Raw genomic sequence first — 15376 nt, forward strand, 5'->3', positions numbered from 1 at the left:
GAGAAATCCCTGCCCTTAAAGCTGTGCCGTCCAGTCGAAATCCCGGACATAGAGGCCGATCGGATTGAGGCGGATCGTCGCCTCATCCTGTGGCGCGGTGAGCGCCACCGTTGCGATGCCGCGGAAGCGGCGTGTGCCGGTTTCCTTGCCCTTGCGGTCTCGCTCGTATTCCGTCCAGTCGATCTGATAGGTCTGGTTCGAGAGCGCCACGATGTTGTTGACCTCGATGGCGACGGTCGAGGACTTCGCTTTCTCGAAAGGTGAATTGCCTCGGAACCAGGCGTTGACCTTCTCCGTCGACGGATCGGAGGTGCGAAGAAGAGCGTATGTGCGGTCGATATATTGCTTCTGCACCACGGCATCCGGCGTGATCGAGCGAAAGCTTGTCACGAAGTTGCCGAGTGTGGCGCGAACCACGCGGACATCGGCATATTCGATCTGCTCCGGGAAGCCTGCCGTGACTGCCGTCCCCAGCTTGTCGACCTCAACGATATAAGGCACGAGCTTGACCTGGGTACTGAGATACATCGCGTAGCTGAAGCCGATGACGGCCATCGTCAGGCCGAGAATGCCGACGATCCGCCATGCGGAAGCAGCCTTCACATATGTGCCGTAGCGCTCGTTCCATTCCTGGCGGGCGGCAAGATACGGATTATCAGGGGCGCGGTTCGCTGCCATTTATTCTTCCCTTGTCTCGATTATGGTTTGTCGTTGCGTTCGGGAGGAGGCGTCGGGCCGCTGTGACCGCTGCGCTGTTCATCGAGCTTGGCGTTGGCTAGTCCGAGGATGGACCCCGCATAAGCACCGGGAGATCCGATTGCCTTTTCCTTCGCGGCCGAGCCTGCGGCTTGTGCCCCGGAACTGAAGCTTGCGCCTATCCCCCGCAGGGCAGCACCAGCGACGGATGAACCGCCAGCTCGTGCGGCTTGGGCCGCCGCAAAACCCGCGCCGGCAGCGCCGGCGGCCAAGAATCCAGCGCCCGCGGCGAAGGACGCCGCTTGCCCGCCGTGGCGGATTGTCTCCATACCGCCGGTGACGGAGGCTCCCTGGACGACACCCTGGATGATGTTCGGCACGTACATGGCGATGATGAAGACCACGACGGAAATACCGGCGATCGCCAGGGTGGTGACAAACTGGTCGGAGGATGCGGTCGGGGCATTGGCCAGACCCAAGAGGACCTGTGACCCAATCTTTGCGATCATCACCAGCGCCATCAGTTTCATGCCAACGCCGAAGGCGTAGACAAGATAGCGAACAGCAAAGTCTTTGGTGAAGGAGGAACCGCCCAGGCCAAGCATGATCATGCCGGCGAGCAGGCCGACATACATCTCAACCATCACCGAAACAAAAATCGCGGCAACCAGCGAAAAGCAGATGACGACGACACCCATTGCCAGCACCGCGGCAATCGCCAGCGCATTGTCCTCGAATACGCCGAACTGCGCCTGTTGCGACATTTGCGAGGCGACGCGAATGCCGGCATCGAACACTTCAGCGGGCGAGGCTGAACCGCCGCCGGCACCAATTTGGAAAAGACTGTCAACCACCGCCCGGGCAAAGGTCGGACCTTGGGTCAGAACGAATGCGAAGAACCCGACGAACATGATCCGGCGCACCAGCTCCGCAAACCAGCTATCCAGCGAGGCTGACTGGATCGCCAGCCAGACGGCGGCAATGCCGATCTCGATCGTTGCGAGGATCCAGAACAGCGATTTCGCCGCATCCATGATGGTGGTCTCCCAGCCCTTCGCGGCAGAGGAGACCTGGTTTTCCAGTTCCGTGAGGACCTGCCCCTCCTGCGCAAATGCGGGAGCAGCATAGGCGAGGAAGAACAGACCAGTTATCAGGAGTGAACGTGTGACAGCGGGCTTCACCATCTCGGCCGTATCTCCTGACCATCCTTGATCGGCGGCAGCTCCTTATTCGAGCCGAAGAACTTCTCCCGGGCTGAGCGCTGCTCCTCGGTAAGCGCAGGTCTTCCGCCGTCGCTGGATTTTACGATCAGCACTGTGGCCGCGGCGGATGCAGCGGCGACAGCAAGCACCAAAGCAATTAGGACGGATCGGCTCACCAGCGTGGCTCCATTCTCTGACCTTCCGGAATGCTCTTGACCTCAGCGTTGAAGAACTTTTCCCGCCGGGCCTGCGCCAGGTCCTTGTCGGTCTGCTCCGTCTGTAGCCAGGTTCCCATCATCGTCATCTGTTGCGAGACGAGACCGCGAAGCTTCTGCATCTGGGCAACCTGCTGAGCGGCGATCTCGTGGCCGACCTGCAACGCTTTCATCTGCCCGTCCGCCGTTTCGGACATCGACCGCAGCGAGGACATCGTATCTTCCTCGCTATCGAACTGGTCGGCCGTTAGGCTCGCAGCCTTCAGCGAGCTGGCGATCGTGTCGCGGTTGGTCGTCGACCAGGACTGATAAGTCGAGGAGAACGTCGCGTTATCCGGCAGGTTGGTTTTGAGGTCGGCGTAGCTCTGAAAGCGCTGCTGAAGAACGTCGTCGGCGTTGCCCATGGAGAATGAGATACTCTGACCCTGGTCGACAATACTGCGGAGCTGATTGAGATCGCTTTCGACCTGCCCCCAGACATGGTCAGGCAGCTGCGCGGTGTTTTGCAGCATGTTTTGGTAGATCTTAAGCTGGTTCTGGATCTGCTCCGCAAGCTGGCTGATCTGCGTCAGCTGATTGTCGACCTGGAGGCCCGAGCTCTTGAGAAGGTCCACCAATTGCGCATTGTTGGCGAGCTGCGTCCACTCCGTCGCAGCACCGGTGGCGGTCCCCGCCCGTGCTGAAGGTACGGCTCCGATCGTCAGGGCCGCGGCCGCCAGGCAGGCTAACCATCTATTCGAACTTGAGTAGCGATGCGGCATCGTGAACTCCTCTCGTTTCAAGCCAGCGGATTGGCCACTCGCGGCCATGTCCGGATTTCAGTGCGCGGATGCGCTTGAGGTCGTCCTTGCCCGACGCGCCGACAAAGCTCAGCGCAACCGGCCCCAGCGACATGTCGAAGAGCCGCCGGCCTTCCGGCGTGGCGACGTAGTATTCGCGTTTGGGGACTGCGTTCGAGACGATCTCAATCTGGCGCTCGTTGAAACCGATACGCTCGTAAAATTCACGTGTTCCTGGCTCTCTGGCGGCGCCATTCGGAAGGCAAATCTTGGTTGGGCAAGACTCCTTCAGCACATCGATAATCCCGGACCGTTCGGCATCCGAGATCGATTGGGTCGCAAGGACAACGGCGCAGTTCGCCTTGCGCAAGACCTTGAGCCATTCCCTGATCTTGCTGCGGAAAACTGGGTGGCCAAGCATCAGCCACGCCTCATCGAGCACGATCAGGCTCGGCGATCCATCCAGACGCTTCTCAATCCGCCGGAACAAGTAGGTCAGCACCGGCACGAGATTGCGCTCGCCCATGTTCATCAGCTGCTCGATTTCGAAGGTCTGGAAGGCCCCGAGTGTCAGGCCGTCCTCCTCCGCATCGAGGAGCTGGCCCATCGGCCCGTCAACGGTGTAGTGATGCAGCGCATCCTTGATCTCGCGCAGCTGCACGCCGCTGACGAAATCCGAGAGTGAGCGACCGGATGCGCTCGCCATCAGTCCGACCTGCCGAGAAATGGCGTTACGATGATCGGGGGTGATTGTGACGCCCTGCAGACCGACCAGCATCTCGATCCACTCGGTCGCCCAGGCCCGGTTGGCATCACTTTCGAGATCAGAAAGCGGGCAGAAGGCCAAGGCCCTCCCCTCTTCCGCATTGTCGCCGCCGATCTCATAGTGATCACCACCGGCAGCGAGCGTCAGGGGAAGAAGTGAACTGCCTTTGTCAAAGGCGAAGATCTGCGCATTTTCGTACCGGCGAAACTGTGCGGCGATCAGAGCAAGCAGCGTCGACTTACCAGAACCTGTCGGACCGAAGATCAACGTGTGGCCGACATCATCGACATGCAGGTTCAGACGGAACGCTGTCGAGCCGGTCGCAACCTGCATCAAGGGAGGGGAATTCGGTGGGTAAAAGGGGCATGGCGCGATCGGGTTTCCGGCCCAGACCGAATTCAGCGGAATCAAGTCGGCGAGATTGCTGGTGTTGATCAGTGGCTCACGGATGTTGCAGTACCAGTTGCCCGGCAGGCTGCCGAGATAGGCATCGGTGGCGTTCAGCGTTTCGATCCGCGCCCCAAACCCTTCCGCCTGGATCAGCCGCCGGATCGCTTCGGCCTTCTCCTGCAGGGCTTCGCGATCGTTGTCGAATAGCACGACGACCGGTGTGTAATATCCATAGGCAACCAGCTGCGATGAGGCCTGCGCGATGGCGTCCTCGGTCTCGGCGACCATGGTCATCGCGTCTTGGTCGACGGATCGACTTTGTGTCTGAAATATCTGGTCGAAGAACGGCCGGACCTTCTGCTGCCATTTCCTGCGTGTGCGTTCGAGCTTCTGTCGGGCCTCCTCGGCATCAAGGAAGATGAAACGTGATGACCACCGATAGGTGAGCGGCATCAGGTCAAGACTATTCAGAATGCCCGGCCAGCTTTCAGCCGGCAGACCGTCGATCGCGACGACGCCGAGAAAGCGATTTTCGACCTTCGGCGTCAGTCCGTGTTCAAGCTCCGCCGTGGCGATCCAGTCGAGATACATCGGAACATCGGGAAGCCTGATTGGATGGTTCTCGCCGGTAATGCAGAAGCGGGCGAACTGAAGCAGTTCGTCATATCGGGCAATTCGCTCCCCTCCCCTTCCGACCGTTTCTCGGGTTTCCATTCGCCGGATCGAAAGTGTGTTGGCAAAATACTGCTCAAGCTCTCGCACCGCGTTCTTGAACACGAAGAGCACCGTGTCCGCGTAGGATTTCTTCCGGCTCTCCTCGTCCGAATAGATGTACTTGCTGAGAGCTGTTTTCTTGGACTCGAGCGGCCGGTAAGTCAGGATCAGCGCATGCTTGCTCTCGAAATGCCCCTGCTCGCGCGCGAAATGCGCCCGGCGCTCCCCGTCGATTGCGCGGGTTACCGGATCGGGGAAATGGCAACGGTCTTCTGTGGGATAGTCGACCGTCGGAATGCGAATGGCGTCGACCTGGATCATCCAGCCGCTTCCAAGCCGCGACAGAACGGCGTTGATCTGCCTCGACAGGTCGTTGCGTTCGAGGTCAGTCGCACTTTCGGAATCTGGTCCCGCGAAATACCAGCCGGCCATCAGGCTTCCGTCCTTCAAGAGGAGGACACCATTGTCGACCAGGCCGGCATAGGGAACGAGATCAGCAAAGGAAGGGCCGGTCGCCCGGAAGCGTTTGAGAGCTACCATGGCCGCCTCCTCAATACCGGCGCCAAGGCGATGTCGTCGCCTTGTAGGTGGGCTTGTAGGAAATGTGCCTGATATAGACTTGCCGCATGAACGGGTCGGACTTCGCCATCATTCTGAGGAGCCCGACGATCACGACCCAGACGGCGATTCCGAAGAGCGCCGAATAAACCGTCAGCACCACGAAGATCAGGATGACGGCGGCGAGACCGGTCAGCAACACAAGCTCCCTGTCGGCGCCCATCAGCAGGTTTGGACGCGACAGTGCACGGTGGATGCGGTTGCGCTGCAGGCCGGATGGGGAATTAGCCATGAGTTCCCTCCCCGCCTCCGGCCGATCCAATCGTGGTGAGCTGTTCGCTCGTCAGTCCTATCGAGGCGCCGGTTGCGCCAAACAGGCCGACGATGTTGGTGGCGCCGAGGAGGATGCCGGCGACGAGAACGACGTATACAAGTCGCCGCGCGAAATCATTCAGTTCGCCGCCGAAGATGAGCATGCCGCCGGCGATGGCGACTGCTGCAAGCGCGATCGCACCCGCGACCGGGCCGGTGATCGACTCCTGGATCTGCTGCAGCGGCCCTTCCCACGGGAGACTGCCGCCGGAGCTGGCAAGGGTCGGCGCGACCGAGGCGAGAACGATGGGCGCCGCCAAGAGCGCGACGGCGATGAATGATTTCCTATGCGACATGGCGCGCTTCCTGTTCTTCTGTGAGCTGATCGGATTCGACCTCGTATTGACCGTTGACGAACCGCTCGACCTGGATGACGTCGCGAACGCGCCGTCCGCGCGGCGTCCGCTCAATGGAGATCACGAGATCGACGGCTTCCCCGATCACCTCTTGCATCGGCTGCTGGCTTGCCTCGGCCGTCAGCTGTTCAAGACGGCGCAGCGCCGACATGGCGGTGTTCGAGTGGATGGTCGCCACGCCGCCCGGATGACCGGTGTTCCAAGCCTTGAGCAGGGTCAGGGCAGCGCCGTCGCGGACCTCGCCCACAACTATCCGATCAGGACGCAGGCGCATCGTGCTCTTTAGAAGCCGTGCCATGTCGATCGTATCGCTGGTATGGAGCAGAACTGCGTTCTCGGCAGTGCATTGAATTTCGGCGGTGTCTTCCAGAATGACGAGCCGATCTTCTGGCGCGCTTTTCACGATCTCGTCGATCACAGCATTCGCAAGCGTCGTCTTGCCCGAGCCCGTTCCCCCGGAAATGATGATGTTGAGCCTCGCGGAAATCGCGCTGCGGATCGTCGCGGCCTGGTATTCGGTCATCACTCCGGTCCGGACGTAATCTTCGAGCGGGATGAGGCGCGATGCCCTGCGCCGGATCGTGAAAGCAGGCCTGGCGACCACGGGAGGCAACAGTCCCTCGAAGCGGTGACCGCCGATCGGCAGCTCTCCGGAGATGATCGGCTGTTCGGTATCGACCTCCGACTGCAGTGCATGCGCGACAGTACCGATCACCATTTCGGCCGCGGCCGGGGACATTTCGCCGGCGGGCGCAACGCCATGTCCGAGGCGTTCGATAAACAGCTTTCCATCCGGATTGAGCATGATCTCGACGACTGTTGCATCGTCCAGCGCCACGCAGAGCTGGTCACCGAGTGCTTCCTGAAGTTTACGCACAAGCCGAGGGTGAGAGCGAAGCTGGTTCACGGATTTCTCCTACGCTGCCTTGCTGAGGGAGGTGAATTCAGAGCGATAGTTGGCGGGACGGAGCTTTTGAAATGTACTGGCGTCGGCGAGTAGGATTCCCGCGACCGCCATCGTCACCCCGAACTTCCTGGGCTCGCCCAAGCGCTGAAGGGGCCACCCGACGCGCGCGAGGATCCGCTCGAAACGCAGGTCAGTGACGGTGACGATTTCGGTGAAACCGTTCGACATGCACCATTCGATGATGCCGGCGAACATGGTCAGCGTCGCCTCATGGACGGATCCGTCTCCCCTGCCCTCGCCGAGCGCCGTATCGACGCAAAAACGGGAGCTCTCGATCATCGCGGAATGGGCGTTCAACCGGCCATTCGGAAGGAGTGAGTGAAAGACGTCGGCCACCATTGTGGGGCCAGGCGCCGGAAGCAGCCGCGCGCATCCTGCTACCTGGCGACTGTCGGAAATTGCGAGGATGTAAGTCGGTATCAGAGTGTCGAAAGCATCCAATTCCACGCCGTCGATAACTTCGACATCCCAGCCTAGCCGGTCGGCGAAGACCCGCGCGCGTAGCTCGTGATGGCGGTGGATAAGCTCAGCTTCCTGAATATTTTTCGGTGTTGAGATCGCGAGAACCTGCATGAATTTCTCCGTCGTCGTTGTTCGGCGGAGAACTCAGCACGGTTTGGACACGGTGAGTAGTTGTAGGATTCTACAAGGTAAGATCCAGCTGAGTCGCGGTGGTGAGTCTGCTTTAGCTGGACGACAATGCGGATTCCGTGTCGTCTCCTTTGGGTTACGATTGTAGGATTCACAGTAAGACAAATCATGAACATAGCTGACGGTCTGGTATGCTAACAGGTTGTATTAGATAATAAATCCGGATTTTGTGTGTTAGGTGGATCTGCGGTCGTTAACCTTCTGTTAACGCTATTTCCCTTGCGGCATTGCCAGAATCATGCGTTATCTTGAGACGGCAATAACGCGTCTGACGCTAATAAACCGTCTGAAACCTGAGGCCCAAGTGAACGTGATCGACCGGCACATTAATCGAGCATCAACTTCCGCACACATCACCCAGCGCGCGGAAGCGTTGTCTGCGAGACTCAGGGCGGTTGGTGAGCGCGCGTTTCCCCCTACCGCACAAAAGTCGCTTCGATCTTTCACTTCCGGCGAGGTCGCCGAAATTGTCGGCGTGTCAGACGGCTATCTTCGCCAGCTTTCGCTCGATGGACTCGGCCCTTCGCCAGATTTGGGAAGCGCCGGTCGCCGCTCTTACACTTTGGAGCAAATCAATCAACTCCGTGAGTATCTTGCCGGAGCTCGACCTAAGGAAGCAAGTAGATTTTGGCCACGTCGGCGCAGTGGCGAAAAACTTCAGGTGATCACGGTCGCAAATTTCAAAGGCGGCTCCGCGAAGACAACAACTGCTGTTTATCTCGCACAAGGACTTGCGTTGCAGGGCTACCGTGTCTTGGCGGTTGATCTTGATCCTCAGGCTTCCCTCTCCGCAATGTTCGGTTATCAGCCAGAGTTCGACGTTGCCGAAAACACGACCCTTTATGGTGCGATCCGCTACGACGACCAGAGGGTGACGATGAAGGACGTTATCCGGCGCACCTACTTTACCGGGATAAGCATTGTCCCGGGTAATCTCGAACTGATGGAGTTTGAACATCAGACCCCTCGATTCATGCTGCAGAATCGAGGGCGTCCGGAGGATCTATTTTTCAGACGTGTCGCAGGCGCAATCAATCAGGTCGAACAGGACTTCGACGTCGTTGTCGTCGATTGCCCCCCACAACTGGGCTTTTTGACCATGGGCGCCCTTAACGCAGCGAGTGGCATGATTGTGACTGTCCATCCCCAAATGGTCGATGTCGCATCCATGAGCCAGTTCCTCTTGATGACGTCCGATCTCGTGTCGGTAATTGAAGAAGCCGGCGGACGGCTCGACTACGACTTTCTACGGTTTCTTATTACGAGGCATGATCCGCGCGACGTCCCCGAGCAGGAAATCGTGGCGCTGCTTCGTGACGTCTTCGGAATCGACGTCATGGCGGCATCCGCATGGAAGTCGACGGCAATCGCCAATGCCGGTCTTACCAAGCAGTCGCTCTATGAACTCTCGCGCGGCGCGGTAGGACGGACGACGTATGATCGAGCAATGGAATCCATCAATGCCGTGAATCTGGAAATTATCGACCAGATAAACAAGGTCTGGGGTCGATGATGGCGGCTCAATCGCTGATAAATCAAAACCTTAGTGTGTTGTCAGCTGACTACACGGTCTTACTAGAACTGTTGTTTGGATAGGGTCGGAACGATGAGCAAACGTACACAATCCATTCGCTCAATGTTTGCCGGGGGCAACGATCAGACCGCTTCTAATGACGCACAGCAGCCTGTGCAGCGAGTTGCCTCGGGTGCGGTCCGGTCGTTGAAAGACACGTTCTCAGAGGTGGAAAGACATTACGAAGAGCTCAAGCAGCAAGTTGCTGACGGAGCTGTTCCAGTCGAAATAGACCCAGAATTGGTCGACCCCTCGCCCTTCGCGGACCGGTTTGAGGACCAAGACATGGCTGTCTTGGAGGTCCTTAAGACTTCGATCAAAGATCATGGACAAGAAATTCCGATCCTTGTTCGACCGCATCCAGCTGAGATCGGACGATATCAGGTTGCCTACGGCCACCGCAGACTACGTGCGACTGCCGAACTCGGCTTGAAAGTCAAAGCCTATGTCCGCGAACTGGATGACGATCGTCTTGTCGTCGCGCAGGGCATTGAGAATTCCGCTCGTGAAGACCTGACTTTCATCGAACGGGCGGCGTTTGCACTCAAACTGGACGAGGGTGGTTTTCAACGGTCGCTAATACAAATGGCTTTGTCTGTTGACCGACACGAAGCTCAAAAGCTGGTAACAGTTGCTCGGGCAGTTCCGCAGTGGTTGATTGATTCCATTGGCCGTGCGCCGAAGATCGGTCGACCGAGGTGGCAGGAGCTCGCAGAACTTTTGAAAGTCCCGGGCGCAGAGAAGAAGGCCCGCAAAGCCACCCAGGACAAATCCTTCTCACATAGGGATTCTGACAATCGTTTCCTGGTCGTCCTAAGAGCGTCCAAGATAGATGATGTGACGGCGCCGTCTGTAGCCCCCACCCGCTTGGTCGCAAAATCTGCTGACGGGCTTCAAATCGCGACGCTCGCCATCGGCGGCAAGCAGTGCAAAATCGAAATGAACCGAGATAGAGACGAGACTTTTGCAAAGTTTGTTATGGAGCAGCTTCCTGCGCTCTACGCGAACTTCAGAAAGGAAAATCCGTCATCTGAAGGATAAATAAGGATAGGAACAGCAAAAGAAAGGCCCCCAAACGTCGCCGTCGTGGAAGCCTCTCTCAATGGTCTAAGCAGCCTGAGAATCGCATTTCCATGAATCGCAGTCAAGAGTCTTTGGCACCGTTTTTGGTGAGCAGATTTCTTTTGCCTATTGAAGGGTGAAAGACATGCAGAGTGGAAATGTGACGACGCCGTTTGGGCGGCGGCCGATGACGCTTGCCTTAGTGGCGGCACAGTTCAAATCCGCCGACATCAGGCAGGGTAAATCGGCCGACAAGTGGAAGATCTATCGCGATGCTTGTGACGCGCGATCATTGTTGGGTTTGCGCGATCGGGCACTTGCAGTGCTCAACGCGCTTCTATCATTCTACCCTGAGGCTGAACTCAAGGAGGAAGCGAATCTTATCGTGTTTCCGTCCAATGCCCAACTCGCGGCACGGGCAAACGGTATCGCCGGCACGACGCTACGCGAGAACTTGGCCCTCTTGGTCGATGCAGGTCTCATCCAACGGAATGATAGCCCGAACGGGAAACGCTATGCGCGCAAGAGCTCAGATGGGTCCATCGAGACAGCCTTTGGCTTCAGTCTTGCGCCGCTTCTGGCCCGATCAGAAGAACTTGCGGTTATGGCCCAGCAGGTCGCAGAGGGTAATCGCAAGCTCAAAATCGTCAAAGAGCGCATCACAATTGCCCGACGGGATGTCCGGAAATTGATCTCTGCGGCAATGGAAGATCACGTTCCCGGGGATTGGGCCAAGGTCGAGGAGCTTTATGTTGAAGCCATGGCACGGCTGCGGCGGGCAAAAGGGGCGGACGAATTAATCGGAATTCTCGACGAAGTCGAGATGCTGAAGGAAGAAGTAGTCAATCTATTGGAACGGCACGTCAATCTTGGAAAATCCGACGCCAATGATGACGGATTCCGTCAGCACATACAGAATTCAAATACCGAATCCAGCAATGAACTTGAACCTTGCTCTGAAAACGAGCAGGGCGCGAAGCAGAGTAAAAACGTTGAACTAAGAGCCGAATCGATAAAATCATTCCCGCTTGGTATGGTCCTTCGGGCATGCCCGGAGATTTCCATGTATGGTCCGGGCGGAGCAATCGGCAGCTGGCGGGACCTTATGATGGCCGCCGTGGTCGTGCGATCAATGCTGGGGGTAAGCCCGTCGGCCTACCAGGACGCCTGCGAAGTAATAGGGGCTGAAAACGCGGCCGCAATGATGGCTGCAATCCTGGAGCGGGCGGGGCACATCACATCGGCCGGTGGATATCTTCGCGATTTGACGTCGAGGGCGAAACGCGGCGAGTTTTCTCTCGGACCAATGTTGATGGCGTTGCTGCGGGCCAATGGCGGCGAACAAAGGCGGGCTTAATCGCGGTTCCAAATTATATCCCTTGAAAAACATTAGTGCCCTTTGAACCGCCGCTTTGTTTTGTTGTCAGCTGACCACAAGCTAAATTGTTGTTTTTGCTACTTGGTTGCAATAATAGCATTCTAAGGTGCGATTTTACTTCGCAGATCCATTCAGAATGGCGGCCCGTTCAGGTGCGTGAGCGAATGCGAGACCTTATATCCATGCGGACGCTCCGCGACCACATATTTGGATGCGTTGCACAGTGGGGAGTCATATGTTGGCGAAGCTTGGATGCGATCGCCGAAAGCAGCCTTCTGCATGCAGCCATCCCAGCCAGTACCTTATGGCGTTTTTCCCGGAGACCGGTGTTGCCAGGCGGTGGGCCTTTTGCTTGCGCAGCTTTGATGCCTGGTTTCGTTCGCACGGAGATCGGTACGCGCTCAACTTGTGCTGTGGCGGCTAGTACCTAGAGAGAAAGACGCTCCGCTGCGTCGATATCCCGATCGGACCTCGCAGCGAATGAAATAGAACCTCTTCAAGTCGATCCTTCGATCACTCGGAAGATGGCTGACGGAGTGGCGAGTTCTCGCTTAGACCAATATTGATGGCTTTGATGCGTTCTCATGTCCAGCAGCGTCGTGTTGGCTAGCAAAACCACCGAACCCGGGCACTACAGGATTCGAACACATGAGAACTGGTTTCTAGATTGGAGAAGCCCGACGACTATGTGTTCAGATCGATTGTATTATCACGGGTCGTGCCATCTGATTCATGGAATTAGTCCGTACAGGTGGCAAGAACAATTGACTCTTGGATCGCGCTGGCAAACAAAGCAGCGATGTACAGAGGATGAATAATTGCTGACCAAGAAATCCAGACCCAGGATGGCGCCGTAGCGGCAGAAGCTGAGCCCGCTGCTCCGAAAAAGACTTCAAAAAGGAAATAACACGAAGGCTGAAAAAATTCGTGCGAATGCGTCGAAACTGGCGAAGCAGAAGGTCCGCGGCCTTACCGGGGAGGAAAAGCTGGAAAAGATTGGTCAGATTGAAGCTACGGTCGCTGGCGGCGCAACCTTGAAGATGCCGTGAAAAGCGCTGGTATTTCGGATCAGACTCATTATCAGTGGAAGAAGGCTTTGGCTCAACCGGCGCCACCCGTTTCCGCAGCATCTCTTTCGGTGGATGACGAACTCGCCGAATTCATCCAGCTCGAGGAAGAAAATCGGCGCCTCAGAAAGCTGCTCTCAGAGAAGCTGCGCGCCGAAAACGCTGATCTGCGCAAGAGACATGGTATGAGTTAGCGGTCTTTCGGTGTCCATCCCTCGATCACCTTGACGTGCAATCCTCGGGATTGGCCGGTTTCAAAAATTCCCGTGCATCCTGATCATTCTGCGCCCTCACTCATTCCATTTCTTAGGAACATGCGAACACCACGATCCAATTTCATCGTCGAATATAAGACGAACAGGCGCCAGACACTTCGCCGAACCTCAATCTGGGGCGATCTGGATTTGCAGGCTGTTGCCCGCGCGGTAGAGGCTGACGATGTGATGCCAAAGCTTGATCTGCCTCAAGCAGCATCAGTTCAGGAGGACGTTGTCGCGGTGAAGTTCGAGGTGGTAGACTACTCGGATGTTCCGATTGACGGCGAAGTCCCTCCGGATAGTCCTGCCGCAACGTCGTCGTCGAAAGAGTTTTCCATCGAGTCTGAAGCTGTGGAAGACGATGCGTCCGACCCCACGCGCTCGGTGCATCAGCAGCGTAGCCCGGGTTCAGGATGGACTCCGAAGTCTGGAGCGAAAGCACGGAGTAAGAAGACGCCGTCAGCGAGCCCCGCAAGTGCACCAATTCTCAATCTTCGCCGCGATCCCCCGCTGCTGTGCGGCTTGGATGAAGAGCTCGCCGCTCTCGAGGCTGAAAACCGCCATCTGAGAAGCCTCATGGTCGTGAAGCTCCGGAAGGAGAACGAAAGGCTGAAGTTCATGCTTCGGCGATTTGGTCAAAGTCGCTAAGTTTGATTACTAGCACGAACGAGTATGCGCATCGGTCGGCGACCGCTGAACCCGCAGTAGCAGGCGTCTAAGGCGGGAATCTCGTAAATTCGGTGGTTGATGGTGTCGTTTGGCATTTAATCGTAAGAACGCGGCCGTTCCGGCAGGTGGTGGCATTTAATTTGAGATTTTCGGTGCGATTTTCGGCGTCTGGCACCTTCCGATTTGGCAATAACCGTTTGTGACGGTTTAGCATTTTCTGAGGACGATTGGCCGACGGCATTCATCTTTTCCATGGCGACGAATCTCACCTTAAGTGCCAATCGAAGCCTGAATCTCAAAATTAACTGCTCAATCTCAATTTAAGTGCCACGCTATCTTGTTGAAATTATCGCATGCGGAGTCTTGCGATTAAATGCAAAACGACACAAGACTCCCATTATGTTGTCGTCCATTCGGGCGCCTCCCCGGCCATCTTTCCTACGCTGCGACCGCTCTGTCGACACGATCGCCTTGACTTGGTCTTGGCCACTGTGCTCGTAAGCAATGACGACGTGGCGAGCCCTGGACACGACTTAGCCGTTGTAACGCTCGATGAGGTCCCCGGTGGACGGCCCGAACATTCTATCGAATGTCCTGCTGCTGTCGATAGGCCATTCACTGCAGCCAAGGTCGGAACACGTTGAAAGGTGGGGGGGATCGTACTACTATATAGTTGGAACGAAAGGCGATCAGCTTCGATGCAGATAGTGTGGACATTTACAGCGCGGTCATACCTCGACCAACTCGCATCGGAAGAGAAAGCAAAGGTGGTCAACGCTGTTGAACGTCTGTCGCGCGGCGGACGATCCTCAGCTCTGGAGCAAACAAAGCTATTGCTCGGGACGAAAGATCTCTTTTCCCTTAGGGTGGGAGCCGAGTTGCGAGTCCTCGTTCGCTTCGAGGGCGAAAATCTAAAAATTGAGGACGTCGTTAGGCGTAGCCAGCTCGATGGATTGCGGAGAGTTGAGAGGTTGGCACAGGCCCACTCTGTATGAAATCCTTTGTTTCCTTAAATCTTGATACTTCGATCTTACGACAAAACCTGGACGAACTTGACGAGCTCCTTAAATCCGAGAGCCATCTCAAGGAACGGGATCAGATAGCGCCATTTTTTAAAGAGCGCCCGCATCTCTGCGCTGCTATTGGCTACGGAAACAATGCTGTCGAACTACCCAACTGCTGGGCAAGCGAACTCGACTTGTTTGGCGATTTCGTGTGCGACGCGGCTTCTGGCGATACTGAGGCGAATGCATTCACATTGATCGAGGTCGAGGACGCGCGAGAATACAGCATCTTTACAAAGCTCGAAGCCGGAAAATCAATGAAACACTGGTCCAACCGATTTGAGCACGGCTCGTCGCAGTTGGTTGATTGGGCGTGGCGGCTGTCGGAAGAAAAAAACTCTTCCGCATTCAGACGGATTTTCGGTACGAATAGCCCGACAATTCACCTGCTTCTGATTGTAGGGCGTGATGCGGATCTCGTGCCAGATGATCTTGATCGACTTCGCTGGCGTGCTAACAATGTTGCCTTTGGTGGTTATCGGATGTCGTGCTTCACCTTTGACGGAATACTAGCCTCAATCCGTCGTCGTCTTCTTCTGGCAAGCCAGCCGTCAGAGGTAACCTGAAACGTTTGCGAGATCCGGCTGAAGGCGCCAAGCCCGCGATCTTACAACGGCCCCGGCGTAACAATGAAAACGGT

At 56.8% G+C, this 15376-nt stretch carries 15 protein-coding genes; 6 read left to right on the forward strand and 9 right to left on the reverse strand.

Translation table 11 applies throughout. From position 1 onward, the window contains the following. Positions 1 to 15 precede the first annotated feature (15 nt). Genes O9X91_RS20185 through traI form a run of 9 tightly spaced genes read right to left on the reverse strand, consistent with a single transcriptional unit; the run spans position 16 to position 7588 of the window. The gene (locus tag O9X91_RS20185) at positions 16 to 678 is read right to left on the reverse strand and encodes a conjugal transfer protein TrbF (RefSeq protein WP_012476000.1); all 663 of its coding nucleotides are present in this window, start codon (positions 676 to 678) and stop codon (positions 16 to 18) included. 20 nt (positions 679 to 698) lie between these two features. Continuing rightward, on the reverse strand, positions 699 to 1880 hold the full coding sequence (trbL, locus tag O9X91_RS20190) for a P-type conjugative transfer protein TrbL (RefSeq protein WP_012476001.1): 1182 nt from the start codon (positions 1878 to 1880) through the stop codon (positions 699 to 701). Then, positions 1874 to 2074 carry an entry exclusion protein TrbK gene (gene trbK / locus O9X91_RS20195; protein WP_012476002.1) on the reverse strand — a complete coding sequence of 67 codons (201 nt, stop codon included), beginning with the start codon at positions 2072 to 2074 and terminating at the stop codon, positions 1874 to 1876. The genes trbL and trbK overlap by 7 nt, the downstream gene beginning before the upstream one ends. Beyond that, a complete protein-coding gene (trbJ, locus tag O9X91_RS20200; RefSeq protein ID WP_077768124.1) occupies positions 2071 to 2874 on the reverse strand; it encodes a P-type conjugative transfer protein TrbJ in 804 nt (267 codons plus the stop codon). The genes trbK and trbJ overlap by 4 nt, the downstream gene beginning before the upstream one ends. Then, on the reverse strand, positions 2846 to 5302 hold the full coding sequence (locus O9X91_RS20205) for a conjugal transfer protein TrbE (protein ID WP_012476004.1): 2457 nt from the start codon (positions 5300 to 5302) through the stop codon (positions 2846 to 2848). The genes trbJ and O9X91_RS20205 overlap by 29 nt, the downstream gene beginning before the upstream one ends. A gap of 10 nt (positions 5303 to 5312) precedes the next feature. Then, positions 5313 to 5612, reverse strand: a complete 300-nt coding sequence (locus O9X91_RS20210; protein WP_012476005.1) for a conjugal transfer protein TrbD — start codon at positions 5610 to 5612, stop codon at positions 5313 to 5315. Continuing rightward, positions 5605 to 5988 carry a TrbC/VirB2 family protein gene (locus O9X91_RS20215; protein WP_012476006.1) on the reverse strand — a complete coding sequence of 128 codons (384 nt, stop codon included), beginning with the start codon at positions 5986 to 5988 and terminating at the stop codon, positions 5605 to 5607. The genes O9X91_RS20210 and O9X91_RS20215 overlap by 8 nt, the downstream gene beginning before the upstream one ends. Then, entirely contained in the window at positions 5978 to 6955 is a 978-nt protein-coding gene (gene trbB / locus O9X91_RS20220) for a P-type conjugative transfer ATPase TrbB (protein WP_077768123.1), read from the reverse strand. Before trbB ends, O9X91_RS20215 begins: the two co-directional genes overlap by 11 nt. A gap of 9 nt (positions 6956 to 6964) precedes the next feature. Further along, the gene (traI, locus tag O9X91_RS20225) at positions 6965 to 7588 is read right to left on the reverse strand and encodes an acyl-homoserine-lactone synthase (protein WP_012476008.1); all 624 of its coding nucleotides are present in this window, start codon (positions 7586 to 7588) and stop codon (positions 6965 to 6967) included. A gap of 382 nt (positions 7589 to 7970) precedes the next feature. Between traI and repA the strand changes: the two genes are divergently transcribed. The 6 genes from repA (at position 7971) to O9X91_RS20255 (ending at position 15302) form a co-directional block, all read left to right on the forward strand. After that, positions 7971 to 9179: a plasmid partitioning protein RepA gene (repA, locus tag O9X91_RS20230; RefSeq protein WP_234888145.1), complete on the forward strand. Its 1209-nt coding sequence runs from the start codon at positions 7971 to 7973 to the stop codon at positions 9177 to 9179. Positions 9180 to 9272: 93 nt separating this feature from the next. Next, a complete protein-coding gene (gene repB, locus O9X91_RS20235) occupies positions 9273 to 10280 on the forward strand; it encodes a plasmid partitioning protein RepB (protein ID WP_012476010.1) in 1008 nt (335 codons plus the stop codon). A gap of 166 nt (positions 10281 to 10446) precedes the next feature. After that, the gene (gene repC / locus O9X91_RS20240) at positions 10447 to 11658 is read left to right on the forward strand and encodes a plasmid replication protein RepC (protein WP_012476011.1); all 1212 of its coding nucleotides are present in this window, start codon (positions 10447 to 10449) and stop codon (positions 11656 to 11658) included. Positions 11659 to 12724: 1066 nt separating this feature from the next. After that, a complete protein-coding gene (locus O9X91_RS20245) occupies positions 12725 to 12940 on the forward strand; it encodes a hypothetical protein (protein WP_116979320.1) in 216 nt (71 codons plus the stop codon). A gap of 210 nt (positions 12941 to 13150) precedes the next feature. Further along, positions 13151 to 13651 carry a hypothetical protein gene (locus O9X91_RS20250; RefSeq protein WP_077768122.1) on the forward strand — a complete coding sequence of 167 codons (501 nt, stop codon included), beginning with the start codon at positions 13151 to 13153 and terminating at the stop codon, positions 13649 to 13651. 1012 nt (positions 13652 to 14663) lie between these two features. Beyond that, positions 14664 to 15302: a Shedu anti-phage system protein SduA domain-containing protein gene (locus tag O9X91_RS20255; RefSeq protein WP_077768120.1), complete on the forward strand. Its 639-nt coding sequence runs from the start codon at positions 14664 to 14666 to the stop codon at positions 15300 to 15302. Positions 15303 to 15376: the final 74 nt, after the last annotated feature.

Source organism: Agrobacterium salinitolerans (genome assembly GCF_027498475.1).
Lineage (GTDB): Bacteria > Pseudomonadota > Alphaproteobacteria > Rhizobiales > Rhizobiaceae > Agrobacterium > Agrobacterium salinitolerans.

Excerpts from the sequence above, each read along its gene's own strand:
- O9X91_RS20255 (WP_077768120.1), top strand. The coding sequence starts at position 14,664 with ATGAAATCCTTTGTTTCCTTAAATCTTGATACTTCGATCTTACGACAA.
- repC (WP_012476011.1), top strand. The coding sequence starts at position 10,447 with ATGCAGAGTGGAAATGTGACGACGCCGTTTGGGCGGCGGCCGATGACG.
- O9X91_RS20185 (WP_012476000.1), bottom strand. The coding sequence starts at position 678 with ATGGCAGCGAACCGCGCCCCTGATAATCCGTATCTTGCCGCCCGCCAG.
- traI (WP_012476008.1), bottom strand. The coding sequence starts at position 7,588 with ATGCAGGTTCTCGCGATCTCAACACCGAAAAATATTCAGGAAGCTGAG.
- O9X91_RS20210 (WP_012476005.1), bottom strand. The coding sequence starts at position 5,612 with ATGGCTAATTCCCCATCCGGCCTGCAGCGCAACCGCATCCACCGTGCA.
- trbL (WP_012476001.1), bottom strand. The coding sequence starts at position 1,880 with ATGGTGAAGCCCGCTGTCACACGTTCACTCCTGATAACTGGTCTGTTC.
- repB (WP_012476010.1), top strand. The coding sequence starts at position 9,273 with ATGAGCAAACGTACACAATCCATTCGCTCAATGTTTGCCGGGGGCAAC.
- O9X91_RS20215 (WP_012476006.1), bottom strand. The coding sequence starts at position 5,988 with ATGTCGCATAGGAAATCATTCATCGCCGTCGCGCTCTTGGCGGCGCCC.
- O9X91_RS20205 (WP_012476004.1), bottom strand. The coding sequence starts at position 5,302 with ATGGTAGCTCTCAAACGCTTCCGGGCGACCGGCCCTTCCTTTGCTGAT.
- trbJ (WP_077768124.1), bottom strand. The coding sequence starts at position 2,874 with ATGCCGCATCGCTACTCAAGTTCGAATAGATGGTTAGCCTGCCTGGCG.